Source organism: Prevotella sp. DNF00663 (assembly GCF_001553265.1).
Taxonomy (GTDB): Bacteria; Bacteroidota; Bacteroidia; order Bacteroidales; family Bacteroidaceae; genus Prevotella.
In genome coordinates, this window is record NZ_KQ960602.1 from 1 (window position 1) to 13028 (window position 13028).

A 13028-nucleotide genomic window follows, 5' to 3' on the forward strand; every position below is an offset into this window, starting at 1 on the left:
AGGGTGGGTCAAATTAGTGTGGCTTTTCCAGTTACCATCCGCAACTCCGAAAAGTGGCTGTCCTATCTTACCAAATGGCTCGTTGCAGTTGTTGCCAATGCTATGGACGACCGAGAGTGTCGTAACCACACCTGCCTTGTACTGACAGGAGAACAGGGAAAGTTCAAGACAACGTTCCTTGACCTGCTCTGTCCTTCTGCTCTGCGCGGTTACAGCTACACAGGAAAGATATACCCGCAGGAGAAGGACACACTTACCTATATCGGGCAGAACCTCATCGTAAACATTGACGACCAGCTCAAAGCCCTCAATAAGCGGGACGAGAACGAACTGAAAAACCTCATCACCTGCCCGATGGTCAAATACCGTATGCCCTACGACAAATATGTGGAGGAACATCCTCACTTGGCGAGCTTCGTGGCATCGGTAAACGGCAATGATTTCCTGACTGACCCCACAGGAAGCAGACGATTCCTTCCGTTTGAGGTGATATCCATTGATATTGAACGAGCTAAAGCTATCTCTATGGATGCTGTCTATACCGAAGCCAAAGCCTTGTTAAACGCAGGCTTTCGATATTGGTTTAACGATGAAGAAATCACGGAACTCTACAAGGAGAGTGAGGACTTCCAAGTACAGACCGCAGAAATGGAACTACTATTACGCTGTTTTGAAAAGCCAACAGAGGACAATCCTCATTGTGCTTATATGACCACTACCGAAATACTCGCTTATTTAGGCATCTATACCCATCAGCCTTTGACACTCAAACGTATGGGCGAAGCACTCAAAAGAGCTGGCTTTGAAAAGGTAAGCAAGAGGCGTGAGGGTTGTAGTCCTGTCTATGTGTATAAGATTAGGAAAATCCACCCCTGCCCACTGGTAAATAGTTGTAGTAGTTTGATGTAGTAGCGTATGTAGTATAGTTGTTTACTACAACTCATACCTGAATGTCAATCACTTACAATCAAAATATATGTAGTAAGAAGAAAGTGAAAAAAGTTTTTAGGGGAAAAACTTTAGGAAACGAAAAAGAATAAATGAAGTTTGCCCTATCAGCATAATCAAAATATAATCCGATATTAAAATCAGAATAAATAAATTTTCAATTAATAATTATAATAACAATGAAAGAAGAAGTTACCAACCATTGTCTTGTGATGAACTCCATTAGCAATGTGGCAAGAAGTATCTGCTACCTTAATGACAGTCAGGTATCCTCTATCCGTACCTTCCTCGACAATGACGAGGCAGGGCGGAGGACAACTGAAGATTTAGTGAAAGCAGGATTTAAGGTGGAGGATATGTCCGTGCATTACAGGAGCTTCAAAGACCTCAACGAATATCACGTCCATAGGGTGCGTGAACAGCAGAAAAGACAATCACTGAAGATGCCACAAACACAAACCAACCTCATAAAGGTAAAACAAGTTAAACATAAAATGAGATAAAAACATGGAAAAGAATATGAACACTACAGAAGCGGATAAGAGCCTCGAGTGGTTTCTGAACGGAGGATATGACGAAGACGGCAGTGTGCCGACAACGCAAAATGAAGTCGCATTAAAGGGAAGTACCGCTCCCATGGAAGAGCCGATAGAGGATGCACTGCAGCAGGAAAAACGCACGGCAAAAATCCAATCGGAGTGTTCCACGGAGCAATCAGAGCAATCCAGGATGGCACGGCATATCGGGCAATCGCAGAATGCCAAACGACCGCAGAATGACGAGCGTCCGCAGCACTCCGAGAGCGTTCCCGTTCAGAAACGCATCAGTGCCAAGATGAGGAAGGAGACGCTTGAAGCCTACAAGCAAGCCTATCTTTTACCTGCTAGACTCAGTAATAGGAAGGCTGTCTATCTGAGCAAGGAAACACAGGAACGTGCAGACCTCATCGTGCGAAGATTGGGCGACAGGGGCAGCAATCTCTCAAGTTTCATAGAAAATCTTGTACGCAGTCATTTGGAGGAATACCACGAGGATATAGAGAAGTGGAGAAAGCTATAAGCGTGAGAAAAAGGGTCGAGTTTTTTTTCGTAAAAAGGTCATCCCTTTTCTCTGAAACCCTCGACCCTCCCCCAAAAGAAATAAAACCATAATTATTAGTCCAATGCCTGAACGGTGAGAATGCCACGAACGCAGTTAGACACGGAATGCCGTGCATTCACTTTCGGCAGGGGAAACGCCCCAAGGCGTTATCGGCATTTCAGCAGCTATTGCAAGACGTCAGTTTGTACCCACAAACTGCGCTTGCTCCCCTCGATAAACAGTCGGGGAGATTAGACCGTAATCACTCCGTTCTCATCGGTCATCATTCAGAAATTAAGCAGCAACGAATCATCCATAATGATTAACTTTCAGAGAAACTTATATGAAGAAATACAGAAGAAAAGCTACCCAATGGCAGCAGAAGGACAATGAAGAAAAACAGATGAACAAGACGGAGTTCATCAAGGTTAGGTGTACTTTGGAGGAGAAGCAGCGCATCAAGGCAAAGGCGGAGAGTACGGGTCGGAAGTTCTCCGAGTACTGCCGTGAGATGCTAATGGGAGGTGAAGTGATTGCCGTTCCCAAGATGACCGACAATGAAAAGGAAGCCATTGCCGTACTCCACCGAACGGGAATGTACTACGCACAGGTTTCCAACCTCATCAGGATAAAGGACGAGTCATGGGTGCCGATAACCAAGAACCTTTCCATATGTGCCAAGGAAGCATTTAAGCGTTTTTTCGACCCTCACTTCCGCATTGGTGACGATATATATAAGGTCTTAAATCTGCCGAGGTATGATAGGAAAGTGTAAGGCGATAGCGCACGGAAGTACTGCATTGGACTATATCTTCAGAGAGGGCAAGCTGGGTAATCGGCTTGCCTTCCATAACATTTGTAGCAAAGAATCAAAGGCTATTTACGAGGAAATGAAGTTAGTCAGCGATTACAATACCAGATGCAGAAACAAATTCCTGCGCATCGAAATCGGCATTGCACCACAGGACGAGAAGAAACTATCAGTTTCTGAACTTGCCCAAATAGCCCATCTGTTTGCCAAGAAAATGGGACTTGACAACCATCAGTGGGTGGCAGTAACGCACAAGGATACAGACAACAGGCATATCCACATTATCGCCAACCGCATCAGCCTGTACGGAGAAGTTTATGATACCACCTTTGTAAGCAACAAGGCTGCAAGAATAACAGAGGAAATCAGCAGGGAGAAAGGCTTAACCATTGCAGAGGAAGTCAAAATCAAAAGGAAACATCAGAAAGCAAAAGACAATCCCACAAGAGAGGAAACAAAGAGAGAACTACAAAGAATATGCTATGCCCTACTTGAAAAGTACAAAAGTACAGGTATCACAGGACATTCTATGTTCCTCTATGAACTGAACAAGCACGGAGTAACCATAGATCGTATGAAGAACAAGCAGAGCAAGGTCTATGGCTTGAAGTTCTCATACGGAGAATATTCGTTCAAGGCATCGGAAGTAGGCAGAGAGTTTGGCTACCGTTCCCTGAAGAAGAACTTTGAACCAACTAACAAAGAAGTATTAAAAAGACCACACCAAACGATACTGGAACCGATAGAAAAGAACGAACAGCCTGATACAGGTTATCAACTTGTACCCAAAAGCCGTTCCTCTATCTCACGAGACAATGACATCCCACAAATGCAAAGTCCCATTGACGCAGTGGCTGATATTGCCATGAGCGTAGTCGATGAAGTGTTGGAAGGCTTAGGCGGGATGATTACACCAACCGCACAGGGCGATGATTATGCCGAAGCAGCATGGCAGCGCAAGCTCAGATACCAAGCGAACAAGAAAAAGAGAGGACGAAGACTATGATACAGTTGGTAGGATCTTTTGTTTCATGGTGATAAACTAGCAGGGAGTGCCAATTTGACACTCCCTGTCTTCTTAGATGACGTTAATGTTTCATGTCTTTTGGAGGGCAAGAGTCATTACCATAACTATTAGGATTCTGAATCTTTCCATCCTTTCCATGAGGAATAAGTTCTGCCCCTTCTTTCTTGGCAAGATTGCGTCCCCAGTCCATTGCCTCCTTCTTTGTTTCAAAGTGTTTTGAGGCTCTGTCTGCATTTGGTCGCTTTGCGTCCCACCCTCCGTCTGGATTAGAAACAACATGAATTTCTTTTCTCATATCAATCATTTTTAGTTGATAGTTTTGCTTACGGTGTCCTTCCGATTCCGCTACGGTGCAATAACAGCATATCTAAAAGCAAAATAGCAATTATGGTGCCAAAAATTAAAAATATTATTTTTTCGTTTTTATGATAAAACAATCTGTTTCTAATTTCAGTTTGTAACAGATTCTATAATTTCATATAGCTTATAGAAAGATAAAAATTATTAGGTATATTTCATCCAAAGCGCTTGTTATTCGGTAACAAAATATTATCTTTGCAGACAGAATAACAAGCGTTCTTTGTTAGGCAGAAAACAGCAAAGCCAAGTAGCTCGCTCGTTTCCAAATCGTTACCTGTTCAGTTATGCCAACAATGTAACTTCTTTATTTTCAACAAGTTGTATTTTAGATATTATCTTAGCTCGCTAAGTGTATTAAATTACTATGAAAAACAAATGGTTTGGCCCAATCAGACCAAACCATCCATATGGCGTTTGAGTTCTTTTAATTGGTCGCGTACAGACATCAGAGACTCCAATACCTCGGCAGTCTTCTCTACACCCTGCCTGTTTTCATTCAACATCTTACGAGCGGCAGCAAGCTTAAAGCCCCTCACCTTCACAAGATTGTAGATAATCTTAACCTGCTCTATGTCTTTTTCGGTATATTGACGCACCTTAGTTGCCGACTGAGTCTTAGGACGTAGGCGCGGAAACTCGGTTTCCCAATACCGCAATGTACTCTCATTGATGTCGAACATCTGTGCTACTTCTTTGATAGAGTAATACAGCTTAAGATTCTTATTTAGATTCAGTGCCATGCTTTTAGGTGTCCAATTAGTAAAACATTAACCGATTTTATTTGCAAAAATACGCAAAACTCGGTATCTTTGCAAATGTTTTTCCAATGAATTAAATTTAAAGTTATATAAGATGATGACAGCAAATGAGATCCGTGATTCGTATAAAAAGTTCTTCGAATCAAAAGGACACGTCATTGTACCGTCCGCTCCTATGGTGATAAAGGACGACCCTACCCTCATGTTTACGAATGCTGGAATGAACCAGTGGAAAGATATTATCCTCGGAACCAAGCAGCCCGACCCACGTAGACGTACCGACTCACAGAAGTGTCTACGCGTAAGTGGCAAGCACAACGACTTGGAAGAGGTGGGACACGACACGTACCACCACACCATGTTCGAAATGTTGGGCAACTGGAGTTTTGGTGATTACTTCAAAGAAGAAGCTATCGACTACGCTTGGGAATACTTGGTAGACGTGTTACATCTAGACCCTAAGGATCTATATGTAACTGTATTCGAGGGCTCACCCGAAGATAATATCCCCCGCGATGACGAAGCTGCCAGTCATTGGGCAAAGCATTTACCTGCCGACCACATCATCGATGGCAACAAACACGATAACTTTTGGGAGATGGGCGATACCGGTCCATGCGGTCCTTGTTCTGAGATTCACGTAGATTCTCGTCCTGAAGAGGAGAAAGCAACGGTTCCCGGACGCGAATTAGTAAACCAAGACAATCCCCAAGTCATTGAGATTTGGAACATCGTATTCATGCAGTTTGCTCGCAAATCTGACGGTTCACTGGAGTCATTGCCTATGCACGTGATTGATACCGGTATGGGATTCGAACGCTTAGTACGTATGTTGCAAGGCAAACATTCCAACTACGACACTGATATTTTCCAACCTATCATCAAAGAGATTGAACATCTATCTGATTTGAAATACGGTAGTAAGGAAGAAATCGACGTAGCTATGCGCGTTATTGCCGACCACTTGAGAGCCGTAGCGTTCTCTATTGCCGACGGCCAATTACCTAGTAATGCCAAAGCCGGATACGTTATCCGACGTATCTTACGCCGTGCCGTACGCTATGCTTATACTTTCTTAGGGCAGAAATCTGCTTTCATGTTCAAGCTGATACCCGTTCTGGTTCGGGAAATGGGAGTTGCTTATCCGGAGTTACCCGCCCAGCAAGAGCTCATCGCTCGTGTCATCAAGGAAGAGGAAGACAGTTTCTTACGCACTTTAGAGAAAGGTATCAACCTGCTCAATGGCGATATGGAGGAGCTGAAAGCACATGGTAAAACCGAGCTAGACGGTGCAGAAGCATTCCGTTTGTTCGATACTTACGGCTTCCCTCTCGACCTTACAGAACTCATTCTACGTGAAAATGGCTACACAGTCGACGAGAAGCAGTTCGATGAAGAGATGCAGAAACAGAAAGCTCGTGCCCGTAATGCAGCTGTAGTAGAGAATGGTGACTGGGTTGTTTTGAAAGAAGGAGAACAGGAATTCGTAGGTTATGACTATACAGAATATGAATGTCGTATCCTTCGTTATCGCCAAGTGAAACAGAAAAAGAATACATTCTTCGAAGTCGTACTGAATCATACGCCGTTCTATGGAGAAATGGGTGGACAGGTAGGTGATACCGGTATACTTGTTTCAGAGGACGAAACGGTTGATATTATCGACACCAAGCGCGAGAACAACCAAAGCATTCACATCATCAAAGAGTTGCCTAAGAATCTCGAAGCCGACTTCATGGCATGTGTAGACATTGATAAACGCAACGCCAGCGCAGCCAACCACACGGCTACTCACTTGATAGATTACGCCTTGAAACAGGTATTGGGCGACCACGTAGAGCAGAAAGGCTCTTACGTAAGTGCCGAAACGTTGCGCTTCGACTTCTCACATTTCCAGAAAGTTACCGACGAAGAACTGCGCCAAGTAGAACGTATGGTCAACGAAATGATTCGTCAGGACTATCCACTTGACGAACATCGCGACACGCCGATGGAAGAAGCGAAGGCCATGGGAGCCGTAGCTCTGTTCGGAGAGAAGTATGGTGACAAGGTACGCGTGGTTCGTTTCGGTCCTTCTTGTGAATTCTGTGGTGGTATTCATGCCACAAGTACAGGACGAATCGGGCTGTTCAAGATTGTCAGCGAGAGTTCGGTAGCTGCCGGTGTACGCCGTATCGAGGCTTTGACAGGTAAAGCTTGCGAGGAAGCTGTCTATGCTTTGGAAGATACGATGAACGACATCAAGGCACTCTTCAACAACAGTAAGGATTTGAAAGCAGCTATCACGAAGTTCATCAGTGAACACGATAGCATGAAGAAAGACATCGAACGTTTCCAAGCACAGGCAGTTGAGAGACTCAAACAAGAAATTATTAAGCGTGCAGAGAATGTCAATGGCATTTCAGTAGTAAAAGCTGTCGTACCTTTGGAAGCTGCTGCTGCCAAGGATTTAGTATTCAAGATTCGTGAAGCTATCCCTACCCAACTAGTTTGTGCCATCGGTTCTACAGCCAATGATAAACCTATGTTGAGCGTCATGTTCAGCGATGACATGGTTAAAGACCACGATTTAAATGCCGGAAAGATTATCCGTGAGGCTGCCAAACTGATACAGGGAGGTGGCGGTGGACAGCCTCATTACGCACAAGCAGGCGGTAAAAGCCTCGATGGATTGCATGCTGCGGTCGATAAAGTCATTGAGTTGGCCAATCTATAATTAGATTATTGCAACATCAAAACACATATTAAGAAAGCCACTGTTCTAAAAAGAGCAGTGGCTTTTTATTTGTATTACCAAGAAAGAAAACTACTCTTCCTTGATCCTTAGCTCCCAAAAGGCGACGGCAGCAGCCGCTGCCACATTGAGAGAGTCCACATGATGCGACATGGGGATACGTACTACATAGTCGGTTTGGGCGATAGTCTCGCGCGAAAGTCCATCTCCTTCCGTCCCCATCACGATGGCTAGCTTATGTATATCGGTGAGTCTTGGATCGCCAAGGGGGATAGACTGATTGGTCAAAGCCATTGCAGCAGTGCGGAAGCCTAAATCGTTGAGACTGCTAACGGGTGATTCCAACCACGTCCAAGGCACGAGAAATACCGAGCCCATAGACACTCTCACGGCACGACGGTTCAACGGATCACAAGAAGAAGTGGTGAGTAAGACACCATCAATGCCCAATGCTGCGGCCGAACGAAAGATAGCTCCAATGTTCGTCGTGTCTACAACGCCATCTATTACCACGATTCTACGCGCACCACGGCACACCTCTTCCACACTACAAGCATGCGGGCGACGCATGGCACAAAGCACTCCGCGCGTCAAAGTGTAGCCCGTCAGCTGGGCCAACAACTCGCGGTCGCCCGTATATACAGGTATATCGCCACAGCGTTCGATAATTTCTGCCGCATCACCCATGATGTGTCGACGCTCACAAAGCAGAGAAACAGGCTGGTATCCAGCATCCAATGCCACCTTAATAACCTTCGGACTTTCAGCTATAAATACCGCATTTTGCGGGTCTTTTCGACTCCGCAACTGCGCTTCAGTGAGCGTTGAGAACACCTCAACACCCGGTTCTGTCAGCGATTTTATTTCTATTATTGCCATCTTTTGAATTTATAGAACCACTTGTCTCATCTCGGCCAGTTTGTTCTCGTACGTATCTTGGTCTACCCTGCGACCACGAAGACTACGCACTTGTGGGAAATCTTGGAAATAGGCATCGGTAGATGTGTACCACCCATAGTTGCTAAAGTCGTGTATTCTACGTGCCACAGCATCCAGCCGTTGGGCATATTGAGGATTCACGACAGAGAGAACACGGTCACCGGAAGCCAGTTCCACAGCCAAGATGAGTCGCTCTTTCTCAACCATTCGGCGTGGAGCAACCTCCCGTCGACGACTTGTAATACGTATTTCCCACCCATACCGTCGATTCAAAGCATCCATCATGCTCTTAAAAACAACACCATGTGGTGCCGTATCTTTCAATCCGGTATAGGCTATACTATAATGTATCATCTCGTGCAACAGCACGTTTTGAAACTCACGCTCGCTCTGATCGTAATAGTTACTGAGCTTGATAGCGAAATCATAATAACGCGTCTTGCCCCACCGTGTGGCTCGTTTACACGACATCGTACCCAGCCTAGTGCGTGATTTCGATGTCCCCAATAGCGGACGAGGGAGTTTTCCACCGAAATATTCATGGTTGAAACGGTCGAACCACTTCCCCATCCACTCCGAGGTTACTTGCATAATTCTCGCAAAGTCTTTTCCAATTTATCTATCATCACAGTACCTAGAACCACCTTTCCATCCTTATCTAGGATGTAAGTAGACGGAATCCAGTGCACACCATACGCCTTTGCGATAGCCGATTCGCGCATCTTCTTCAGCTCGCTGACGTTAATATATCCCAGTCCATACTTCTTAATAGCATTCTCCCAATTCGTTTTATCGGTATCAAAAGAGATTCCTACAAATGCAACACAGTCTTTATACTCATTCCAGAGTTTCACGACACGGGGCAAATCCTTACGGCAATCTGGGCACCAAGAAGCCCAGAAATCAAGTACGACAATCTTTCCTTTCAAGCTAGTGGAATGAAATATCGTGCCATCGGGTTGTTTTAAACTAAATGTAGGAGCCACAGTTCCTATCTTCAACAGTTCGGTTGCGTACTGCACATCTTCGTCTACGACTGCAGTCTGCGCTTTCACGCCTACCGCAGAAAGCAGCATCAAGGCCGCCATCAACATTTTCTTCATCATCATCTTATCTTTAATCTCTATTTTATAATCTGTTCTTCTATCTGCGATTTCGGCCAATTGACAAGGAACAACTTCTCCGTTGCACGTGTAAAAGCCGTGTACAACCAGTGTATATAATCAGGCGTCAGCATGTCGTCGGGCATATATCCTTGGTCTATATACACATGCGACCACTGTCCGCCCTGCGCTTTATGACACGTAAAGCTATACCCATATTTGATTTGCAAGGCATTGAAATAAATGTCTTTACGCAATTCTGTGAGCCGAGCAGTCTTCGTCGAGAGGTCGGCGTAGTCTTCCATCACACCTTGATACAACCGTTCGTTTTGCTCACGTGTCAGTGCCGGCGATTCAGTTGTCAACGAATCAAGCACCACCGTGGTCTGCATCTCATAATCATCATAATCGGGGAAGCGCAGTAAAACGTCGGCAAAGCTGAATCCATACAGGTCGCGAATATTGCGAACCTTCAATACTACCGCCCTATCGCCATTGGCTATGAACGACATCGGGCACTTCTCGCCCTCAACAGCACGTGCATTTTCCTCGGTTACCCAGTAATAGTTGTTCTTCACTATCATCAGCAAATCGCCCGTATTCAGTACATCTTCACGGTCAAGCACGCTCCCACGAATACCCTGATTGTAGATGTTGGCACGCTTATTACTACGCGTTATCACCGTGGTCTCATCCATTCCTACATGGCTATAGCTACTCGCTAACGCGTCTACCAGTTCATTTCCCGGTACCATCACGATGTCGGCAAAGCCTTGGAACCGCAATTTTGGCATCGTGGTAGCCGTATCGAGCGTTATCATTCGGCGAATAGTCGTGGCATTATAGAGTATTCCACTCTCACTACTCTGTCGTAACACCTCGTCCAAATCGCACTCATATACACGCAATCCATAACCGGCCAATTGCTGAGCGCTCAATGCCGGTGACTCAATTTCGCCCACCGGGGGCAGCTGAGCCTTATCTCCGATAAGTAACAGACGGTCGTTCTGCCCTTCATAGACGAACTTCACAAGGTCATCGAGCAATCTTCCTGAACCAAAGCTACTATCTCCGAGGCCTTGATTAGCTATCATCGAACTCTCATCGACCATGAAAAGCGTGTCGCGATACGTATTGCGATTGAGGTTGAACTGCCCATCAAGCCCCTCATAAACCTTCTCCCGATAGATGCGACGATGAATGGTGTAAGCCTCATGCTCACTATTGAGCGCAAACACCTTGGCTGCACGCCCCGTCGGAGCCAGCAATAATACACGTTGCTTCAGCTTCTTCATCGTGCGCACAATGGCTCCGGCCAGACTCGTCTTTCCCGTTCCGGCACTGCCACGCAGTATCATGACGGCTTCAGGAGAGCGGTCGGTAAGGAATTGAGCAAACACATTGAGCGCATGACACTGGTCGGCTGTGGGTTCAAAACCAAAGGCTTGAACTATCTCATATTTTATTTCGTCGCTAATCATACAATGTTCTTGCAAATATAGAGAATTACTCTGAATTGGCAAAGAAAAACCACTCATCTCACTGCAAAGGCAGTGCAGCAAGACTGCAAAAACCAAACAGCATTGCTGCATAGGCAAGGCAGCAATATTGCGAAAGCTTTGCAGCAACCTCTCTCCGCCCCTTATAGCCCCACCCCAACCCTCCCCAAAAAGGGAGGGAGGATGAAATGGGAGATGAGTTAGTTAGTCTTTGAGTTGATAAGTTCTTAGGTTGTGAGATGGACTGGAATTCATCCTTGCACTATAGAGCATAAAAGAGAAAAGCAAAACTCATAGCATAAAAACATAAAAGGGTAGCTTCACAGCCACCCTATTACATATTATACAAAAACATTATGAATTTTTATTTAGCGAACAAGATTTATCTCATTTAATCAAAGTCTCATAATGAAACTCTACTTCGGAGTTATTAGGAGTAAAACGCCTTACAGGCGCTAGAATAGCAAAAGGAGTTAATGGACAAATGTCTGTTGACTCCAAGCCTCTATGAGGTTTTAACTCCTCTTAACTTCTCCATACTTCCACACTTACAAGACTTGTATAGTTTAATCTCTGTGTTGTCTTATTGTGCTTGTTTGCACGATTTACACTTGCGTTGACAATAGCGTTCGCACTGCATCCGGATGTCGTAGCCCAACATGGCACCCAAGATAAAGTCTTCTTCGGGCGTAAGTTGGCTCAACGGACGAGTGACGAAAAGACGAATAGCATCCAGACATTCCTTGCGACCAAAGAAAAGATTAAGTCGAGTACCGTCTACCTGTTGTACAATGTAGCTGATATTCTGACGTTCAAGGCGCTGAAGTGCAAACTGTTCATATCGCTTGTTGAAAGTGAAGAGTACCATTTGGCGCACTCCTTTCTGATATTCATAGATATGATTCATCAGTACCTTCATGTCGGCTGGTATCAACTCAGTCTGCTGCATGCTATTCCTCTTACTATCGTCGTAAATATTTAATCGTCTAATTTCGTTTTTCTATTATAGGCTAGACTTGATACTTTCAAGCCAAGCATCAATGCGACTTTCAGTCTTATCGTCTTCGTTGACATCGTCAAGAGCCAATCCAATGAACTGGCCATCGACTACGGCGTCACTATCATCGAATGTATAACCATCGGTAGACACTGCACCAACAACGGTAGCACCGGCATCCTGAACAGCATCGTAGAGTTCTTTCATTGCTCCACAGAATGTGTCACCATACGATTCACTATCACCACAACCGAAGAGAGCAACCGTCTTACCAGCCAAATCGACTGCCTTTAGCATCTTCAAACCATCGTACCAGTCATCTTGCAGTTCACCACTGCCCCATGTAGAAGTACCCAAAATGAGGTTGTCATTCTCTTTCAATACGTCTTCTGTCAAATTAGCGACATCCAAAGATTCTACACCTAGCTTGCTAGCAACGGTCTCTGCCAAACTCTGACATGTTCCTGTAGAGGAACCATAAATTACGATTGTCTTTTTCATATCTTTTATTTTTTATTATTCAAAACTCAACGTTGCAAAGTTAATACCAATCCACATATCTTACAATACCTAGAAATAGTGTTTTTACCAAATACCTATAAATAGTGATAATATGAAAGTCTAACTATGAAAATTATCAGTCGACTACCAATGATAGATAGACACAATTGTTACCAAGGACTTTCTAAAGCGACATGAATTGCCAGCTTAATACCAACAATGAGATATTAGGCATAAAAAAAGAGGGTGTGTCAAAATTGATACACTCTCT

At 44.7% G+C, this 13028-nt stretch carries 13 protein-coding genes and 1 pseudogene; 6 read left to right on the top strand and 8 right to left on the bottom strand.

The window, feature by feature from the left end:
- From HMPREF3034_RS03440 to HMPREF3034_RS03460, 5 genes and pseudogenes are all read left to right on the top strand, one after another.
- Positions 1-909 (top strand): VapE domain-containing protein (locus HMPREF3034_RS03440; protein WP_062433198.1); only part of this gene is annotated, 909 nt, incomplete at its 5' end.
- 212 nt (positions 910-1121) lie between these two features.
- Positions 1122-1451, top strand: a pseudogene (locus HMPREF3034_RS03445) (toprim domain-containing protein); the annotation flags it as partial.
- 4 nt (positions 1452-1455) lie between these two features.
- Complete coding sequence (locus HMPREF3034_RS03450) at positions 1456-2007, top strand: DUF3408 domain-containing protein (protein WP_062433205.1); 552 nt, start codon at positions 1456-1458, stop codon at positions 2005-2007.
- 364 nt (positions 2008-2371) lie between these two features.
- Positions 2372-2803, top strand: coding sequence for a plasmid mobilization protein (locus tag HMPREF3034_RS03455; RefSeq protein ID WP_062433208.1), 432 nt, complete (start codon positions 2372-2374; stop codon positions 2801-2803).
- Complete coding sequence (locus HMPREF3034_RS03460; RefSeq protein WP_062433211.1) at positions 2787-3845, top strand: relaxase/mobilization nuclease domain-containing protein; 1059 nt, start codon at positions 2787-2789, stop codon at positions 3843-3845. The genes HMPREF3034_RS03455 and HMPREF3034_RS03460 overlap by 17 nt, the downstream gene beginning before the upstream one ends.
- Positions 3846-3927: 82 nt before the next feature.
- On the opposite strand, the gene HMPREF3034_RS03465 is transcribed toward HMPREF3034_RS03460, so the two are convergent.
- Both HMPREF3034_RS03465 and HMPREF3034_RS03470 read right to left on the bottom strand, forming a co-directional pair.
- Positions 3928-4161, bottom strand: a complete 234-nt coding sequence (locus HMPREF3034_RS03465; RefSeq protein ID WP_082721681.1) for a DUF2188 domain-containing protein — start codon at positions 4159-4161, stop codon at positions 3928-3930.
- 454 nt (positions 4162-4615) lie between these two features.
- Positions 4616-4966 carry a MerR family transcriptional regulator gene (locus HMPREF3034_RS03470; protein ID WP_036900900.1) on the bottom strand — a complete coding sequence of 117 codons (351 nt, stop codon included), beginning with the start codon at positions 4964-4966 and terminating at the stop codon, positions 4616-4618.
- Positions 4967-5078: 112 nt separating this feature from the next.
- Here HMPREF3034_RS03470 and alaS point away from each other — a divergent pair, with 112 nt between their 5' ends.
- On the top strand, positions 5079-7700 hold the full coding sequence (gene alaS, locus HMPREF3034_RS03475; RefSeq protein ID WP_062433217.1) for an alanine--tRNA ligase: 2622 nt from the start codon (positions 5079-5081) through the stop codon (positions 7698-7700).
- 90 nt (positions 7701-7790) lie between these two features.
- Here alaS and HMPREF3034_RS03480 read toward each other — a convergent pair whose 3' ends face one another.
- From HMPREF3034_RS03480 to fldA, 6 genes are all read right to left on the bottom strand, one after another.
- A complete protein-coding gene (locus HMPREF3034_RS03480) occupies positions 7791-8597 on the bottom strand; it encodes a TrmH family RNA methyltransferase (RefSeq protein WP_036900719.1) in 807 nt (268 codons plus the stop codon).
- Positions 8598-8606: 9 nt separating this feature from the next.
- Entirely contained in the window at positions 8607-9248 is a 642-nt protein-coding gene (locus HMPREF3034_RS03485) for a SprT-like domain-containing protein (RefSeq protein WP_036900722.1), read from the bottom strand.
- Positions 9239-9766: a TlpA family protein disulfide reductase gene (locus tag HMPREF3034_RS03490; protein ID WP_052053035.1), complete on the bottom strand. Its 528-nt coding sequence runs from the start codon at positions 9764-9766 to the stop codon at positions 9239-9241. Before HMPREF3034_RS03490 ends, HMPREF3034_RS03485 begins: the two co-directional genes overlap by 10 nt.
- 14 nt (positions 9767-9780) lie before the next feature.
- Positions 9781-11241 carry an ATP-dependent DNA helicase gene (locus HMPREF3034_RS03495; protein WP_062433226.1) on the bottom strand — a complete coding sequence of 487 codons (1461 nt, stop codon included), beginning with the start codon at positions 11239-11241 and terminating at the stop codon, positions 9781-9783.
- Between the two features lie 601 nt (positions 11242-11842).
- Positions 11843-12208, bottom strand: coding sequence for a DUF2023 family protein (locus HMPREF3034_RS03500; protein ID WP_062433220.1), 366 nt, complete (start codon positions 12206-12208; stop codon positions 11843-11845).
- A gap of 54 nt (positions 12209-12262) precedes the next feature.
- Positions 12263-12757 (bottom strand): flavodoxin FldA, encoded by a 495-nt coding sequence (gene fldA / locus HMPREF3034_RS03505; RefSeq protein WP_062433223.1) that lies wholly within the window; start codon positions 12755-12757, stop codon positions 12263-12265.
- Positions 12758-13028 lie beyond the last annotated feature (271 nt).

Bases quoted from the DNA above. Each gene is read 5' to 3' on its own strand.
- HMPREF3034_RS03450 (WP_062433205.1), top strand. From the start codon at position 1,456: ATGGAAAAGAATATGAACACTACAGAAGCGGATAAGAGCCTCGAGTGG.
- HMPREF3034_RS03455 (WP_062433208.1), top strand. From the start codon at position 2,372: ATGAAGAAATACAGAAGAAAAGCTACCCAATGGCAGCAGAAGGACAAT.
- HMPREF3034_RS03460 (WP_062433211.1), top strand. From the start codon at position 2,787: ATGATAGGAAAGTGTAAGGCGATAGCGCACGGAAGTACTGCATTGGAC.
- HMPREF3034_RS03465 (WP_082721681.1), bottom strand. From the start codon at position 4,161: ATGAGAAAAGAAATTCATGTTGTTTCTAATCCAGACGGAGGGTGGGAC.
- HMPREF3034_RS03470 (WP_036900900.1), bottom strand. From the start codon at position 4,966: ATGGCACTGAATCTAAATAAGAATCTTAAGCTGTATTACTCTATCAAA.
- alaS (WP_062433217.1), top strand. From the start codon at position 5,079: ATGATGACAGCAAATGAGATCCGTGATTCGTATAAAAAGTTCTTCGAA.
- HMPREF3034_RS03480 (WP_036900719.1), bottom strand. From the start codon at position 8,597: ATGGCAATAATAGAAATAAAATCGCTGACAGAACCGGGTGTTGAGGTG.
- HMPREF3034_RS03485 (WP_036900722.1), bottom strand. From the start codon at position 9,248: ATGCAAGTAACCTCGGAGTGGATGGGGAAGTGGTTCGACCGTTTCAAC.
- HMPREF3034_RS03490 (WP_052053035.1), bottom strand. From the start codon at position 9,766: ATGATGATGAAGAAAATGTTGATGGCGGCCTTGATGCTGCTTTCTGCG.
- HMPREF3034_RS03495 (WP_062433226.1), bottom strand. From the start codon at position 11,241: ATGATTAGCGACGAAATAAAATATGAGATAGTTCAAGCCTTTGGTTTT.
- HMPREF3034_RS03500 (WP_062433220.1), bottom strand. From the start codon at position 12,208: ATGCAGCAGACTGAGTTGATACCAGCCGACATGAAGGTACTGATGAAT.
- fldA (WP_062433223.1), bottom strand. From the start codon at position 12,757: ATGAAAAAGACAATCGTAATTTATGGTTCCTCTACAGGAACATGTCAG.